This is a genomic window from Frigoribacterium sp. SL97, assembly GCF_026625765.1.
Lineage (GTDB): Bacteria > Actinomycetota > Actinomycetes > Actinomycetales > Microbacteriaceae > Frigoribacterium.
The window spans coordinates 1,987,210-2,002,826 of sequence record NZ_CP113062.1 but is presented as its reverse complement, the minus strand read 5'-3'; the positions used below and the strand labels follow the sequence as shown (position 1 = coordinate 2,002,826).

The 15,617-nt window shown below is 70.5% G+C and carries 15 protein-coding genes; all 15 read left to right on the top strand.

Going from position 1 to position 15,617, the window contains the following annotated elements:
• Positions 1-6: 6 nt before the first annotated feature.
• Positions 7-516: a Holliday junction resolvase RuvX gene (gene ruvX / locus OVA02_RS09550; RefSeq protein ID WP_056045348.1), complete on the top strand. Its 510-nt coding sequence runs from the start codon at positions 7-9 to the stop codon at positions 514-516.
• Between the two features lie 320 nt (positions 517-836).
• A complete protein-coding gene (gene mltG / locus OVA02_RS09545) occupies positions 837-1,862 on the top strand; it encodes an endolytic transglycosylase MltG (protein ID WP_082460386.1) in 1,026 nt (341 codons plus the stop codon).
• Between the two features lie 98 nt (positions 1,863-1,960).
• Complete coding sequence (gene aroC / locus OVA02_RS09540; RefSeq protein ID WP_056045343.1) at positions 1,961-3,166, top strand: chorismate synthase; 1,206 nt, start codon at positions 1,961-1,963, stop codon at positions 3,164-3,166.
• Positions 3,167-3,198: 32 nt separating this feature from the next.
• Positions 3,199-3,678, top strand: a complete 480-nt coding sequence (locus OVA02_RS09535) for a shikimate kinase (protein ID WP_056047447.1) — start codon at positions 3,199-3,201, stop codon at positions 3,676-3,678.
• On the top strand, positions 3,675-4,763 hold the full coding sequence (aroB, locus tag OVA02_RS09530) for a 3-dehydroquinate synthase (RefSeq protein WP_056045338.1): 1,089 nt from the start codon (positions 3,675-3,677) through the stop codon (positions 4,761-4,763). Before OVA02_RS09535 ends, aroB begins: the two co-directional genes overlap by 4 nt.
• Positions 4,764-4,848: 85 nt before the next feature.
• Positions 4,849-5,412 carry an elongation factor P gene (gene efp / locus OVA02_RS09525; protein WP_043592746.1) on the top strand — a complete coding sequence of 188 codons (564 nt, stop codon included), beginning with the start codon at positions 4,849-4,851 and terminating at the stop codon, positions 5,410-5,412.
• Between the two features lie 3 nt (positions 5,413-5,415).
• Positions 5,416-5,826 carry a transcription antitermination factor NusB gene (gene nusB / locus OVA02_RS09520; protein WP_043592748.1) on the top strand — a complete coding sequence of 137 codons (411 nt, stop codon included), beginning with the start codon at positions 5,416-5,418 and terminating at the stop codon, positions 5,824-5,826.
• A gap of 121 nt (positions 5,827-5,947) precedes the next feature.
• Positions 5,948-6,541, top strand: a complete 594-nt coding sequence (pyrR, locus tag OVA02_RS09515) for a bifunctional pyr operon transcriptional regulator/uracil phosphoribosyltransferase PyrR (RefSeq protein WP_056045333.1) — start codon at positions 5,948-5,950, stop codon at positions 6,539-6,541.
• Positions 6,538-7,494: an aspartate carbamoyltransferase catalytic subunit gene (locus tag OVA02_RS09510; RefSeq protein WP_056045330.1), complete on the top strand. Its 957-nt coding sequence runs from the start codon at positions 6,538-6,540 to the stop codon at positions 7,492-7,494. Before pyrR ends, OVA02_RS09510 begins: the two co-directional genes overlap by 4 nt.
• Entirely contained in the window at positions 7,491-8,858 is a 1,368-nt protein-coding gene (locus OVA02_RS09505; protein ID WP_056045327.1) for a dihydroorotase, read from the top strand. The genes OVA02_RS09510 and OVA02_RS09505 overlap by 4 nt, the downstream gene beginning before the upstream one ends.
• Entirely contained in the window at positions 8,855-9,376 is a 522-nt protein-coding gene (locus tag OVA02_RS09500; RefSeq protein ID WP_056045324.1) for a hypothetical protein, read from the top strand. The genes OVA02_RS09505 and OVA02_RS09500 overlap by 4 nt, the downstream gene beginning before the upstream one ends.
• Positions 9,369-10,553 (top strand): glutamine-hydrolyzing carbamoyl-phosphate synthase small subunit, encoded by a 1,185-nt coding sequence (gene carA, locus OVA02_RS09495; RefSeq protein ID WP_056045322.1) that lies wholly within the window; start codon positions 9,369-9,371, stop codon positions 10,551-10,553. Before OVA02_RS09500 ends, carA begins: the two co-directional genes overlap by 8 nt.
• The gene (gene carB / locus OVA02_RS09490) at positions 10,553-13,828 is read left to right on the top strand and encodes a carbamoyl-phosphate synthase large subunit (protein ID WP_056045319.1); all 3,276 of its coding nucleotides are present in this window, start codon (positions 10,553-10,555) and stop codon (positions 13,826-13,828) included. Before carA ends, carB begins: the two co-directional genes overlap by 1 nt.
• The gene (gene pyrF, locus OVA02_RS09485; protein ID WP_056045314.1) at positions 13,825-14,679 is read left to right on the top strand and encodes an orotidine-5'-phosphate decarboxylase; all 855 of its coding nucleotides are present in this window, start codon (positions 13,825-13,827) and stop codon (positions 14,677-14,679) included. The genes carB and pyrF overlap by 4 nt, the downstream gene beginning before the upstream one ends.
• Positions 14,667-15,581, top strand: coding sequence for a guanylate kinase (gene gmk / locus OVA02_RS09480; RefSeq protein WP_056045311.1), 915 nt, complete (start codon positions 14,667-14,669; stop codon positions 15,579-15,581). Before pyrF ends, gmk begins: the two co-directional genes overlap by 13 nt.
• Positions 15,582-15,617: the final 36 nt, after the last annotated feature.

Sequence of the window (15,617 nt, the reverse complement as noted above, 5' to 3'; positions counted from 1 at the left end):
ACGCTCGTGCGGCGCGGAGTCCGGATCGGCATCGACGTGGGCAAGGCCCGGGTCGGTGTCGCCCGCACCGATCCCGACGGTCTGCTCGCCACCCCGGTCGAGACGCTGGCGCGTTCGGCCGACGGCGTGGCCGACATCGGTGCCGTCCGGGACCTCGTCGTCGGACTCGACGCGCTCGAGGTGATCGTCGGGCTGCCCATCGCCCTATCGGGTCGCGACACGGCCTCCACCCAGGACGCCCGGGACTTCGCCGCGGCCGTCGCCCAGGCCGTGGCCGTGCCCGTGCGCCTCGTCGACGAGCGCCTGTCGACCGTGAGCGCCCAGGGCGCCCTCCGGGCCTCGGGCCGGAAGGGCAGGAGCCAGCGGTCCGTCATCGACCAAGTGGCCGCTGTTATCATCGTCCAGCACGCGCTCGACCTCGAGCGCTCGAGCGGTCGACCGCCCGGGCGGATGGTCGACGTGACCCGAGAGGCGAGCGGCGACGGTGCCGCACCCGCCACCGACGAGAGACAGTGATTCGTGGCCGACGAACCCGACTGGGACGACATCTTCGCGTCCCAACCCCAGAACGACCGCCCTGCCGACACCTCCGGACGACGACGGGGTGATCCGGGTGATGGTCGACCGGGCGACGCCGACGGTGCACCCCTCCGCCGCAGCACCCACGTCGACGCCCCCGCCCTGTCCCGCCGCGAACAGCGTGAGCGCGAGCGACAGGCCGAACCCGCCGTCGTTCCCTCCTCCGACGGTGGGGGGACCGCCCCCGCGGACGCACGACGCGCGAACCGCGCGAACGGCGTTCCAAGAAGGGCCCGATCGTCCTCGCGTCCATCCTCGTGCTCGTCCTGGCCGGCGGAACCGCCGGCGTCGCCGCCGCCTGGGGGCAGGTACAGCCCCTGATCGCCAAGTTCACGGGTGACGACGAACCGGCCGACTACGCCGGCAGCGGGAACGGCACGCCCGTCGAGTTCGCCATCGTCTCAGGTCAGGTCGGCTCCGACATCGCGCAGAACCTCGCGGACGCGGGCGTCACGCAGAGCTACGAGTCGGCCTACTCGCTCCTCCTGTCCAACCCGTCGATGACCTTCCAACCGGGCACCTATACCCTGCAGCAGCAGATGAGCGCCCAGTCGGCCCTCGATGCACTGCAGGACAGCGCCAACCGCATCACCAACAAGGTCGTCATCCCCGAGGGGACCGTGGCGGCGGACGTCTACGAACTCCTGGCCACCGCGACGTCGATCCCCATCGCCGACGTCCAGGCCGCCGCTGCGGACTACACGACGTTCGGGCTGCCCGCCGAGGCCACGAGCCTCGAGGGATGGCTCTTCCCGGCGACCTACGAACTCGACCCGGGCAAGACCGCCCACGACTACCTGCAGGACATGGTGACGACCATGACCCAGCACCTGCAGTCCGCCGGCGCACAGCCCGCCGAATACCAGAAGACCATCGTCTTCGCGTCGCTCGTCCAGAAAGAGGCCGGTCTGGCCGACGACTACCCGAAGGTCGCGCGGGTCTTCCAGAACCGTCTCGACCAGGGCATGCTCCTCCAGTCCGACGCGACGGTGGCCTACGGCACCGGCAACACCCACCGGGTCACGACGACCGACGAAGAGCGCGGTGACGCGAACAACGCCTACAACACCTACGTCCACGAGGGTCTGCCGGTCGGGCCGATCTCGAACCCCGGTGATCTCGCCCTGAACGCCGCCCTCAAGCCGGCCGACGGGACCTGGCTCTACTTCGTCACGGTCGATCTCGACTCGGGCGAGACGGCGTTCTCGACCACGTTCGCGGAGCACCAGGCCGCGGTCAAGCAGTGGCAGGCCTGGATGCGGGAGCACCCCGAGTACCAGTGACCGACCCACGGGACCCCTGGGCAGACCCACCGGTCCCGAGGGGCCGATCGACCGTCACACGGTCGGTCGGCCCCTCTCTCTGTGGGAAGATCGACACCATGCTTCGTTGGTTGACCGCTGGAGAATCTCACGGGCCCGAGCTCGTCGCCGTCCTCGAAGGGCTGCCGGCCGGCGTGCCGGTGTCGCTCGACGCGATCCGTGCCGACCTCGCCCGACGCAAACTGGGCTACGGCCGCGGTTCCCGCATGAAGTTCGAGCAGGACGAACTCAACATCTCGGGCGGCGTCCGTCATGGTTTGACCATGGGCAGCCCCGTGGCCCTGCGGATCGGCAACACCGAATGGCCGAAGTGGGTCGAGGTGATGAACCCCGAGCCCGTCGAGGTGAGTGAGGCCTCCCGGGGGCGGAGCGCACCCCTCACCCGACCCCGTCCCGGCCACGCCGACCTCGTCGGCATGCAGAAGTACGACTTCGACGAGGCCCGTCCCATCCTCGAGCGGGCGAGCGCACGCGAGACGGCAGCGCGCGTCGCGCTCGGAGCCGTCGCCCGGTCGTTCCTCGCCGAGCTCGGCATCGAGCTCGTCAGCCACACCCTGTCGATCGGGCCCGTGCGCGTGCCCGACGGCAGCCCGGTGCCCGTCCCGACGGACGTGGACCGTCTCGACGACGACCCGTTGCGCTGCTTCGACCAGGCGACCAGCGCCCTCATGGTCGACGAGGTCGAGGCCGCCAAGAAAGACGGCGACACCCTGGGCGGCGTCGTCGAGGTGCTCGCCTACGGGGTGCCGCCCGGGCTCGGTTCGCACGTCCAGTGGGACCGTCGTCTCGACTCGCAGCTGGCCGCCGCGTTGATGGGCATCCAGGCGATCAAGGGAGTCGAGGTCGGCGACGGCTTCGAGACCACCCGGAGGCGCGGTTCCGTCGCCCACGACGAGCTCCACCGCACGGGAGGGGTCATCTCGCGTGACACCGACCGAGCCGGCGGCACCGAGGGGGGCATGAGCACCGGCACGGTCCTCCGCGTGCGTGCCGGCATGAAGCCCATCGCGACCGTGCCCCGGGCGCTGGCCACCGTCGACGTCACGAGCGGCGAAGAGAGCAAGGCGCACCACCAGCGATCGGACGTCTGCGCGGTCCCGGCCGCCGGCGTCGTCGCCGAGTCGATGGTCGCCCTCGTCCTCGCGAACTCGGTCCTGGAGAAGTTCGGCGGCGACTCGCTGGGGGAGACGGCGCGCAACCTGCGGGGCTACCTCGACGCCATCCCCGAGAACCTGCGGACTCAGCCGGCGTCCGCCGCCGAGTGACGGTCGCGCGGCCGGTCGTCCTGATCGGGCCCATGGGGGCGGGCAAGACGAGCATCGGCAAGAAGCTCTCCCGTCGTCTCGGCGTCCCGTTCGTCGACAGCGACCGTCTCGTCGTCCGGCGGCACGGGCCCATCGCCGACCTGTTCGACCGTCACGGCGAGGCCCACTTCCGGGCACTCGAACACGAGGCCGTGGTCGAGGCCCTGACCGGCGACGGGGTGGTGTCGCTGGGTGGGGGAGCCGTCCTCGACGAACGCACGCGCGCCTCCTTGTCCGGGTTGCCCGTCGTCCTGCTGACCGTGACGGCGGAGGCCGTCGAGTCGAGGCTGGCCGGGAGCACCCGGCCGCTGCTGCAGAGAGGCGGGATCGAGGCCTGGCGGGCCATCGCCGCCGAGCGCGATCCGGTCTACCGGGCACTGGCGTCCGCCGTGTTCGACACGTCCCACCGACCCGTCTCGACCGTCGTCGACGACATCGAGACCTGGCTCGACTCCGAGAGAGGCACCGCATGACCGACGCGACCGACACCACCACCATCCACGTCGGGGGAGACGCCCCGTACGACGTCCTGATCGGTCGGGGCCTCACCGGCCACCTGCCGGCGGTCCTGCACCCGCAGACCAAGAAGGTCCTGATCGTCCACGCCCCCACCTTGGGCCGCAAGGCCGGAGAGGTGCGCGACGCCCTCGTGGCGGCCGGCTACGAGGCCCTCATCGCCGAGGTGCCCGACGCCGAGGACGCCAAGCGCGTCGAGGTCGCCGCCTTCTGCTGGCAGGTGCTGGGCCAGGCCGACTTCACCCGCACCGACGCCGTCATCGGTCTCGGCGGCGGGGCGATCACCGACCTGGCGGGCTTCGTTGCCGGCACCTGGCTCCGAGGCGTCCCGCTGGTCCAGATGCCGACCAGCGTGCTGGGGCTCGTCGACGCGAGCGTCGGCGGCAAGACCGGAGTGAACACGGCCGAGGGCAAGAACCTCGTCGGTGTCTTCCACCCGCCCGTGGCGGTGCTCGCCGACCTCGACCACCTCGACACGCTCTCGAAGAACGAGATCCTCGCCGGTTTCGCCGAGGTCGTGAAGGTTGGGTTCATCGCCGAACCCGAGATCCTCGACATCGTCGAGGCGGACGTCGACCGGGCGACCGACCCGACCACGCCGGAGTTCCGGCGGGTGGTCGAACTGGCGATCGGGCTCAAGGCCCGCGTCGTGGGCGAAGACCTCACCGAGCAGGGCCTGCGCGAGATCCTGAACTACGGCCACACCCTCGGCCACGCCGTCGAGCACGCCGAGCGTTACCAGTGGCGTCACGGGGCCGCGGTGTCGGTGGGCATGGTGTTCGCCGCAGAACTCGCCCGCCTGACCGGCCGACTGTCCGACGAGGCGGTCGACCGTCATCGCCGCATCCTCGAGTCGCTGACCCTTCCCGTCTCGTATCCGCTCGGGCGCTGGAACACCCTGCTCGCGACCATGCAACGGGACAAGAAGGCGCGCGCGGGCCTGTTGCGCTTCATCGTCCTGGACGAGATCGGTCGGCCCACCGTGCTGCAGGGGCCCGACCAGAGCCTGCTCTTCGCGGCGTACCAAGAGATCGGTTCGTAGCCCTTCGGCCCTTCGGGGCGTCCGCTACACTCGACGATGGCCGATTCCGGCCGACCTCCCACCACCCCGAACGGATCATCCGCGCATGGCGACTACCAACGACATCAAGAACGGTGCCGTCCTCAACCTCGACGGTCAACTCTGGAACGTCATCGAGTTCCAGCACGTCAAGCCGGGCAAGGGTGGCGCGTTCGTCCGCACCAAGATGAAGAACGTGATGTCGGGCAAGGTCGTCGACAAGACGTTCAACGCCGGCACCAAGATCGATTTCGCCAACGTCGACCGTCGTGAGTACACGTACCTCTACGCCGAGGCCGACGGCTACGTGTTCATGGACACGAGCGACTACGACCAGATCAACGTGCCCGCCACGATCGTCGGCGACGCGAAGAACTTCATGCTCGAGAACCAGAACGTGCAGATGGCCCTGCACGACGGCGACCCGCTGTACATCGAGCTTCCCGCCTCCGTCATCCTCGAGGTCACGTACACCGAGCCCGGCCTCCAGGGCGACCGCTCGACCGGCGGGACGAAGCCCGCCACCGTCGAGACCGGCTACGAGATCCAGGTGCCGCTGTTCCTCGAGACCGGCACCAAGGTCAAGGTCGACACCCGCGACGGCGGCTACCTCGGCCGCGTCAACGACTAGTCGGTGAGCGCACGCACCAAGGCGCGCAAGCGCGCCCTCGACGTCCTGTACGTCGCCGACATCCGTCAGATCAGCATGACCGACGCACTCGTCGCCGAGACCCAGCGGGCCCTCGACCAGCCCGAGCGGGGTTCGAGCTGGGGTTATGCCCGCGACATCGTGCAGGGCGTCATCGACCACCGCGACGAGATCGACGAACTCATCGAGACGTACTCTCAGGGCTGGACCCTCGCGCGCATGCCCACCCTCGACCGCGGCATCATCCGGATCGGCATCTGGGAGCTGCGTCACAACGACGAGATCCCCGACGCCGTGGCGATCAGCGAGGCCGTCGAACTGGCCCAGACCCTCAGCACCGACGACTCCGCCTCGTTCGTCAACGGACTGCTCGGTCGGATCGCGACCGCGGACTGACCGCCGACCGGCCGCCGTCGTCGCCAGCCGGCTCGTCGGGCGTCCGACGAACCGTTAGGGTTGAGCGACCCACACCGACATCCTTTAAATTCCGTCCCGAGAGGCGGGGAAGGAGGTCCGATTGAGCACCCGTACCGTGCTGAGTCAGGCTGACATCGCGCGTGCCCTCACGCGCATCTCGCACGAGATCCTCGAGTCGAACAAAGGTGCCGACGACCTGGTCGTCCTGGGCATCCCGACGCGGGGGGTCGTGCTCGCCGATCGGCTCGCCGCGACCCTCTCGTCCATCTCGGGCAGCACCGTTCCCGTGGGGTCGGTCGACGTGACGATGTACCGGGACGACCTCCGGCGCCAGCCCACCCGGTCGCCCCGACCCACCTCGGTGCCCTCCGGCGGCATCGACGGCAAGACCGTCGTCCTCGTCGACGACGTCCTCTACTCGGGCCGTACCATCCGTGCCGCGTTGGACGCCCTGAGCTCGATCGGCCGACCCCGGGCCGTCCGCCTCGCGGTCCTCGTCGATCGAGGCCACCGAGAGCTGCCCATCCGTGCCGACTTCGTGGGCAAGAACCTGCCGACCTCGACCGTCGAACGCATCTTCGTTCGGCTGCACGGCGTCGACGACGACGAACTCGTCGCCATCGACGACGCCACGACCGCAGGAGGCGCGGGGGCCGCCTCCGCGCCCGTCACCACCCCGGGGGCGAACCGATGAGGCACCTGCTCAGCACCGCCGACCTCTCGCGCGACGAGTCGATCCGCGTCCTCGACGTCGCGGAGGACATGGCGGACGTCGCCACCCGCGAGGTGCGCAAGCTGCCGACGCTCCGCGGCATCACGGTCGTCAACCTGTTCTACGAGGACAGCACCCGTACGCGCATCTCGTTCGAGGCCGCCGCCAAGCGGCTCAGTGCGGACGTCATCAACTTCGCCGCCAAGGGGTCGAGCGTCTCCAAGGGCGAGTCCCTGAAGGACACGGCCCAGACCCTCGCCGCCATGGGGGCCGACGGCATCGTGATCCGCCACCCGTCGAGCGGCGCACCTCGTGTGCTGGCCGACAGCGGCTGGGTGGACGCCGGCATCGTCAACGCTGGCGACGGCACCCACGAACACCCCACGCAGGCCCTGCTCGACGCGTTCACGATCCGCCGGCGCGTCCACGGCGCGGCGAGCCGGGGGCGCGACCTCGACGGCGTCGAGGTGATGATCGTCGGTGACATCCTGCACTCGCGGGTGGCCCGTTCCAACGCGTGGTTGTTGCGGACGCTCGGGGCGCACGTCACGGTGGTCGCGCCTCCCACGCTGATCCCGGTGGACGTCAGCCGCTTCGGCGTCTCCGTCCGCTACGACCTCGACGAGGCCCTGGCCGAGGTGCGACCGGACGTCGTCATGATGCTGCGCATCCAACAGGAGCGCATGAACGACGCGTTCTTCCCCAACCCCCGCGAGTACGCCCGGTCCTGGGGGCTGGGTGCGATGCGGTTCCGGGCTCTGCCCGAGTCCACGCTCGTCATGCACCCCGGCCCGATGAACCGAGGCCTCGAGATCAGCGACGAGGCCGCCGACTCGCCGCGGTCCACCGTCCGTGAGCAGGTCACGAACGGCGTGGCCGTCCGCATGGCCGTGCTCTACCTCACCCTCGCCGGCGACCGGGAGGACGCATCGTGACCACCACCCACCTCATCCGGGGCGCCGAGACCGTCGACGGCACCCGCACCGACGTCGTCGTCCGTGACGGCGTCGTCGCCGAACTCGGCACCGGCCTGACCGCCGCCGGTGCGACGGTCACCGACGCCGACGGCCTGCTCCTGCTCCCCGGCCTCGTCGACCTCCACACCCACCTGCGCGAGCCGGGGGGAGAGGGCAGCGAGACCGTCCTGACCGGATCGCGCGCAGCGGCCGCCGGCGGGTACACCGCGGTCAACGCGATGGCCAACTCGTCACCCGTGGCCGACACCGCGGGGGTCGTCGAACAGGTGCAGGCGCTGGGGGAGCGGGCCGGCTTCGTGACCGTCCGCCCGATCGGCGCCGTGAGCCAGGGGCTGAAGGGGACCCACCTCTCCGAGATCGGTGCCATGGCCCGCTCGCGGGCCGCCGTCCGGGTCTTCTCCGACGACGGTTCCTGCGTCGCCGACCCATTGCTGATGCGTCGGGCCCTCGAGTACATCAAGGGGTTCGGGGGAGTCCTCGCCCAGCACGCCCAGGAGCCGAGGCTCACGGAGGGCGCCCAGATGAACGAGGGCGCACTGTCGGCCGAACTGGGCCTGGGAGGCTGGCCCGCGGTCGCCGAAGAGGCCATCATCGCCCGCGACGTCCTGCTCGCCGACCACGTCGGCGCCCGGCTGCACGTCTGCCACGTGTCGACGGCGGGCAGCGTCGAGGTCATCCGCTGGGCCAAGTCGCGCGGCATCGAGGTCACGGCCGAGGTGACGCCGCACCACCTCCTGCTGACGGAGGACCTCGTGTCGGGTTACGACTCACGGTTCAAGGTCAATCCGCCGCTGCGTCGCTCGGAAGACGTCGAGGCGTTGCGTGCCGCCCTGGCCGACGGCACGATCGACATCGTGGCCACCGACCACGCCCCGCACACGTCCGAGGCCAAGTGCTGCGAGTGGGACGCCGCCGCGAACGGCATGGTCGGCCTCGAGTCGGCCCTGTCGGTCGTCCACCACACGATGGTCGACACGGGGCTCGTCGGCTGGGCCGACGTCGCCCGCGTCATGTCGATCGCCCCGGCCGAGATCGGGCAGGTCGCCGGCCACGGTCGTCCCCTCGCCGTGGGCGAGCCCGCCGAGCTCACGCTCTACGATCGTGGGGTGACCCGCACGTTCTCGACCGAGCACCTCGCGGGCAAGAGCCGCAACTCGCCCTACCTCGGTCGCGTCCTGCCCGGACGGGTGCGGGCGACCTTCCACCAGGGCTACGCGACGGTGGTCGACGGGCACGTCGTCGAGAGCGAGGTCGTCGCCCACGCGGCTCGACTCGTCGACAGCGCCGCCGCCCTCGCCTCCGAGGGGACGCCCGCCCGATGAGCCAGTGGATCATCGCCGCGCTCATCCTCGTCGGCGTCGGACTGCTGATCGGTCTGATGGCCCGGTCCTGGCGCGCCAGGGGGCGGCGTCAGTCCGACATCCCCGCCCCCGACCGGGCGCCCGACGACCTCTCGGCCCCCGTCCTCGCCGTCGATGCCCTCTACGTCGCCACGTCACGGGGCGGTGACCCGCTCGACCGCGTCGTCGTGCACGGCCTCGGGTTCCGCGGTCGGGCGATCGTGTCCGTCCACGCCGAGGGCGTGCGCCTGGAGATCGCGGGCGAACCGGCCGTGCTGATCCGCGCCTCCTCGTTGCGGGGCGTCGACCGTGCGACCTGGACCATCGACCGCGTCGTCGAGCGGGACGGCCTCGTCCTCGTCGGCTGGCGCCTCGGCGACGTCGACCTCGACACCTACCTGCGCATCACCGACGACCCGGCACCCGTCGTCGCCGCGATCCGCCCCCTCGTCCCCACGGCCCCCGGGGCCGGCACCACCAAGGAGAAGACCATTGACTGACGCCGCCACCACCGAGAGGGCCGTGCTGGTCCTCGCCGACGGCACCCGGTACACGGGCCGTGCCTACGGCGCCGTCGGACGCACCCTCGGCGAGGTCGTCTTCGCGACCGGCATGACCGGCTACCAGGAGACCCTCACCGACCCGTCGTACGCCGGGCAGATCGTCGTCATGACGGCACCGCACATCGGCAACACGGGCGTGAACGACACCGACCCCGAGTCACGCCGCATCTGGGTCGCCGGGTACGTCGTGCGGGACGCGAGCCGGGTGGTCTCGAACCACCGGGCGCAGGGCAGCCTCGACGACCAGCTCGTCGCCGACGGCATCGTCGGCATCCGCGGCATCGACACCCGCGCCGTCACGCGCCGTCTGCGCGAGGTCGGCTCGATGAAGGGCGGGGTCTTCAGCGGTCCCGACGCGGAGCTCGACCCCGACGAGCAGCTGTCCCTCGTCACCGCCGGGGCGGACATGCGCGGCCTCAACCTCTCGAGCCAGGTGTCGACGGTCGAGCCGTACGTCCTGCACGCCGAGGGCGACCGCATCGGCTCCGTCGCGGTGCTCGACCTGGGCGTGAAGACCTCGACGCTCCGCTACCTGGCGCAGCGCGGCTTCGAGGTGCACGTGCTGCCGCAGTCCACGACCCTGGACGAGCTCCGTGCCCTCGCCCCCGACGCGCTCTTCTACTCGAACGGCCCGGGCGACCCGGCGGCGAGCGACTCCCAGGTCGAACTGCTGCAGGGTGCCCTGCGGGACGGGCTGCCCTACTTCGGCATCTGCTTCGGCAACCAGCTCTTCGGCCGGGCCCTGGGATTCGGCACGTACAAGCTGCCCTTCGGCCACCGTGGCATCAACCAACCCGTGCTCGACAAGACGACGAACAAGGTCGAGATCACCAGCCAGAACCACGGCTTCGCGGTCGACGCACCCATCGACGGCGTCCTCGACTCCCCGGCCGGCTTCGGTCGGGTCGAGGTCAGCCACTACAGCCTGAACGACCAGGTCGTCGAGGGCCTCCGTGCCCTCGACATCCCCGCGTTCTCGGTGCAGTACCACCCCGAGGCCGCCGCGGGCCCCCACGACAGCAACCACCTCTTCGACCGCTTCCGCGAGGCGGTCGTCGCCCGCACGAACGGCCAGGCCGTCGACTTCGGCTCCGACATCGAAAGCAGCAACTGATGCCCAAGCGTGACGACATCAACTCCGTCCTCGTGATCGGCTCCGGGCCGATCGTCATCGGCCAGGCGGCCGAGTTCGACTACTCGGGCACCCAGGCGTGCCGCGTGCTGCGTGAAGAAGGGGTCCGGGTCATCCTCGTCAACCCGAACCCGGCCACGATCATGACCGACCCCGACTTCGCCGACGCGACGTACATCGAGCCCATCACGTCCGAGGTGCTCGAGGCGATCATCGTGAAGGAGCGCCCCGACGCGATCCTGCCCACCCTCGGCGGGCAGACGGCCCTGAACGCCGCCATCGCCCTCGACGAAGAAGGCATCCTCGCCAAGCACGGCGTCGAGTTGATCGGCGCCAAGGTCGAGGCCATCCAGAAGGGCGAGGACCGCCAGCTCTTCAAGAAGCTCGTGCTGGAGTCCGGTGCCGACGTCGCCAAGTCGTACATCGCCACGACGGTCGACCAGGCCGTCGAGTACGCCGAAGACCTCGGGTACCCGCTGGTCATCCGGCCCTCGTTCACCATGGGCGGGCTCGGATCGGGCTTCGCCTACACCCGTGACGAGCTCGTCCGCATGGTCACGGACGGCCTGCACCAGAGCCCGACCACCGAGGTGCTCCTCGAGGAGAGCATCCTCGGCTGGAAGGAGTACGAGCTCGAGATGATGCGGGACACGGCCGACAACACGGTCGTGGTCTGCTCGATCGAGAACGTCGACCCCGTCGGAGTCCACACCGGCGACTCGATCACCGTCGCCCCGGCGCTCACCCTGACCGACCGCGAGTACCAGAACCTGCGCGACATCAGCATCGACATCATCCGTCGCGTGGGCGTCGACACGGGCGGCTGCAACATCCAGTTCGCGGTGGACCCCGCGGACGGCCGCGTCATCGTCATCGAGATGAACCCCCGCGTGTCGCGCTCGAGCGCCCTGGCGTCCAAGGCGACCGGCTTCCCGATCGCCAAGATCGCGGCGAAGCTCGCCCTCGGGTACCGTCTCGACGAGATCCCGAACGACATCACGAAGGTGACCCCCGCCTCCTTCGAGCCGACGCTCGACTACGTCGTCGTCAAGGTGCCCCGGTTCGCCTTCGAGAAGTTCCCGGCGGCCGACACGACGCTGACCACGACGATGAAGAGCGTGGGCGAGGCCATGGCCCTCGGCCGCAACTTCACGCAGGCGCTGCAGAAGGCGCTCCGGTCGCTCGAGAAGCGTGGCTCGAGCTTCCACTGGCAGGGCGAGCCCGGAGACGAGGAGGCGCTGCTCGCGTTGTCGTCGACGCCCACGGACGGCCGCATCGTCACCGTCCAGCAGGCCCTGCGGGCCGGCGCCACCGCCGAGCAGGTCTTCGACGCCACGAAGATCGACCCCTGGTTCATCGACCAGGTCGTGTTGATCAACGAGGTCGCCGAGCAGGTCGCCGCGGCGGCCGAGCTCGACGCGGACGTGCTCGTGCTCGCGAAGGACCACGGCTTCAGCGACGACCAGATCGGCCAGTTGCGCGGTCTCTCCGAGCAGCAGGTCCGCGATCACCGGCACGCCCTCGACGTGCGTCCCGTCTTCAAGACCGTCGACACCTGCGCGGGGGAGTTCCCCGCGCTGACGCCGTACCACTACTCGAGCTACGACGCCGAGACCGAGGTCGTGGCCAGCGATCGCCGCAAGGTGATCATCCTCGGCTCCGGGCCGAACCGCATCGGGCAGGGCGTCGAGTTCGACTACTCGTGCGTCCACGCGAGCTTCGCCCTGAGCGACGCCGGGTTCGAGACGATCATGATCAACTGCAACCCCGAGACGGTGTCGACCGACTACGACACGAGCGACCGGTTGTACTTCGAGCCGCTCACCCTCGAGGACGTCCTCGAGGTGGTCCACGCCGAGAGCGCCAGCGGCGAGCTCGTCGGCGTCGTCGTGCAGCTCGGCGGCCAGACGGCCCTCGGCCTGTCGAAGGGCCTGGAGGCCGCGGGCGTGCCCATCCTCGGCACGACGCCCGACGCGATCGACTCGGCCGAAGAACGAGGCCTCTTCCAGGGCATCCTCGACGCCGCCGGCCTGCTCGCGCCGCGCAACGGCACGGCGACCGACTACGACAGCGCCGTCGCCGTCGCCGAAGAGATCGGCTACCCGGTGCTGGTGCGCCCGTCGTACGTGCTCGGTGGCCGCGGCATGGAGATCGTCTACGACAGCCCCTCGCTCGCCGACTACTTCGAGCGGGTCGCCGACCAGGCCATCATCGGACCGGAGGCACCCCTGCTGGTCGACCGGTTCCTGGACGACGCCGTCGAGATCGACGTCGACGCGCTCTACGACGGCACCGAGCTCTACGTCGGCGGCATCATGGAGCACATCGAGGAAGCTGGCATCCACTCCGGTGACTCGAGCTGCACCCTTCCGCCCGTCACGCTCGGGAAGGGCGAGATCGACCGCGTCCGCGACGCGACCCTCGCCATCGCGAAGGGCATCGGCGTGTCCGGTCTGCTGAACGTGCAGTTCGCGATCGCGGCCGGCGTGCTCTACGTCATCGAGGCCAACCCCCGGGCGAGCCGCACGGTGCCCTTCGTCTCGAAGGCCCTCGGCATCCCGTTGGCCAAGGCGGCCTCGCTCATCATGGTCGGCCACAGCGTGCGCGACCTCGTGGAGACCGGCCTGCTGCCGGAGCAGGACGGCTCGGACGTCCCCCTCGACTCGCCGATCTCGGTGAAGGAAGCCGTGCTCCCCTTCAAGCGGTTCCGCACGAAGGAGGGCCAGGTCGTCGACAGCGTCCTCAGCCCCGAGATGCGTTCCACGGGCGAGGTCATGGGCATCGACCGCGACTTCCCCCGGGCGTTCGCGAAGAGCCAGACGGCGGCGTACGGCGGCCTCCCCACCTCGGGCACCGTCTTCGTCAGCGTCGCCGATCGTGACAAGCGGGCCATCGTGTTGCCGGTGCTGCGCCTCCAGCAGCTCGGCTTCCGCATCCTGGCGACCGAGGGGACGGCCACCGTCCTCGTCCGCAACGGCATCCACGCCGACACCGTCGACAAGTTCAGCGCCGGAGGCCACTCGGTCGTCGACCTGATCAACGCCGACGAGGTCGACATCGTGATCAACACCCCGAGCGGCTCGAGCGCCCGGGCCGACGGCTACGAGATCCGTGCGGCGACGGTCGCAGCCGACAAGGCGCTCTTCACGACCATCGCCCAGCTCGGTGCGGCCGTCGCCTCGATCGAGGCCGTCCAGAGCGACCTCGAGGTGACGAGCCTGCAGGACTACGGCCTCGCCCGGGCGGCCCGACGGTGAGCTCGTCGTTCGGCGACCGGCTCGCGGCGGCCTTCGCCGCGACCGGTCCGCTCTGCGTCGGCATCGATCCGCATCCCTATCTCCTCGACCAGTGGGGCCTGCCGTCCGACGCCTCGGGTGTCCGTGAGTTCGGCCTACGCGTCCTCGACGGTCTGGTCGGCTCGGCGACGATCGTGAAACCGCAGGTCGCGTTCTTCGAACGGTGGGGCTCCGCGGGGTTCGCAGCCCTCGAAGACGTCCTCGAGGCCGGTCGCGAGCGGGGCCTGGTGCAGATCGGCGACGCGAAGCGGGGCGACATCGGCTCGACGATGGACGCCTACGGCGAGGCCTGGTTCGACGCGTCGTCACCGCTGCGGGTCGACGCGCTGACGGTCTCGCCCTATCTCGGCTTCGACTCCATGACCGGACTGGTCACCCGGGCACGGGCCGTCGGCGCCGGCGTCTTCGTGCTGGCCGCGACGTCCAACGTCGAGGCCCTCGCCACCCAGACGGCCGTCCGGACGGACGACCACGGCGCGGAGGGCACCGTCGCGAGCGGTATCGTCGACGACGTGCTCCATGACAACCAGACGGCGGGCGACGCTCCGTTCGGCAGCGTCGGCCTCGTGCTCGGCGCGACCGTCGACCTCGACGACTACGGCATCGACGCCGCCCGACTGACGACGACGCCGGTGCTCGCCCCGGGGTTCGGCCACCAGGGCGCGACCTATGCCGACCTGCCGCGGCTCTTCGGCCCCGCGGCCGGTGCCGTGCTCGTCTCCGCCTCCCGAGCCCTCCTCTCGGCGGGTCCGGAAGGGTTCGCCGACGCGGTCCGTCGTGATGCCGACGAGGTGCGTTCGTGCCTCGTCTGACCCCGCCTCCCGTCGACCGTGCCGCGGCGGCCCGAGCCGCCGTGGCCGCGCGTCGCGGTCGCGCCGCCGTCAAGAACGCCGTCGCCTCCCGGACCCGCAGCGCCCTCGACGTCGCGGAGTCCGCCTGGGCCGGTGAACCCACGAGCCCCGAGGGGTCGCTCAGGGTCCGCGAACTCCTGACCAGCATCCCGGGCATCGGTCCGACCCGCGTCGCCCGCATCATGACCGAGCTCGGCATCGCCGAGTCGAAGCGCGTCGGCGGACTCGGGGTGAGGCAACGCCGCATCCTCGGCGACTGGCTGGCCGTCCGCGAGTCGAAGGGGCGCCTCCGGTCCCGGCTGGTCGTCCTGGCGGGCCCCACGGCCGTGGGCAAGGGCACGGTCTCGACCTACATCCGCGAGAACTACCCCGACGTGCATCTCAGCGTGTCGGCGACGACCCGTGCCCCGCGACCCGGCGAGGTCGACGGGGTCCACTACTACTTCGTGGACGACGCGGAGTTCGACCGCATGATCCGCGACCGCGAACTGCTCGAGTACGCCACGGTGCACAACTCGTACCGCTACGGCACGCCCCGCCCTCCGTTGGACGCCGCGTTGAACGAGGGGCGCAGCGTGCTGCTCGAGATCGACCTGCAGGGCGCTCGACTCGTCCGGGCCGCGATGCCCGAGGCCGTGCTCGTGTTCCTGCTGCCCCCGACCTGGGACGAACTCGTCCGTCGACTCATCGGTCGGGGTACCGAGGACGCTGCCGAACAGCAACGCCGACTCGAGACCGCGAAGGTCGAACTGGCCGCCCAGGACGAGTTCGACGCGCGTGTCGTGAACCACGACGTGGCCGAAGCGGCCCGGGAGGTCGTAGAATTAATGACTGCGCCCGAACCGGGCCGCACCCGCGCGTGACCCGCGCCCCCATCTTGGTGCCCACGCTCGTCCCGA

Bases quoted from the DNA above. Each gene is read 5' to 3' on its own strand.
- aroC (WP_056045343.1), top strand. From the start codon at position 1,961: ATGCTTCGTTGGTTGACCGCTGGAGAATCTCACGGGCCCGAGCTCGTC.
- OVA02_RS09535 (WP_056047447.1), top strand. From the start codon at position 3,199: ATGGGGGCGGGCAAGACGAGCATCGGCAAGAAGCTCTCCCGTCGTCTC.
- aroB (WP_056045338.1), top strand. From the start codon at position 3,675: ATGACCGACGCGACCGACACCACCACCATCCACGTCGGGGGAGACGCC.
- efp (WP_043592746.1), top strand. From the start codon at position 4,849: ATGGCGACTACCAACGACATCAAGAACGGTGCCGTCCTCAACCTCGAC.
- OVA02_RS09510 (WP_056045330.1), top strand. From the start codon at position 6,538: ATGAGGCACCTGCTCAGCACCGCCGACCTCTCGCGCGACGAGTCGATC.
- OVA02_RS09500 (WP_056045324.1), top strand. From the start codon at position 8,855: ATGAGCCAGTGGATCATCGCCGCGCTCATCCTCGTCGGCGTCGGACTG.
- carB (WP_056045319.1), top strand. From the start codon at position 10,553: ATGCCCAAGCGTGACGACATCAACTCCGTCCTCGTGATCGGCTCCGGG.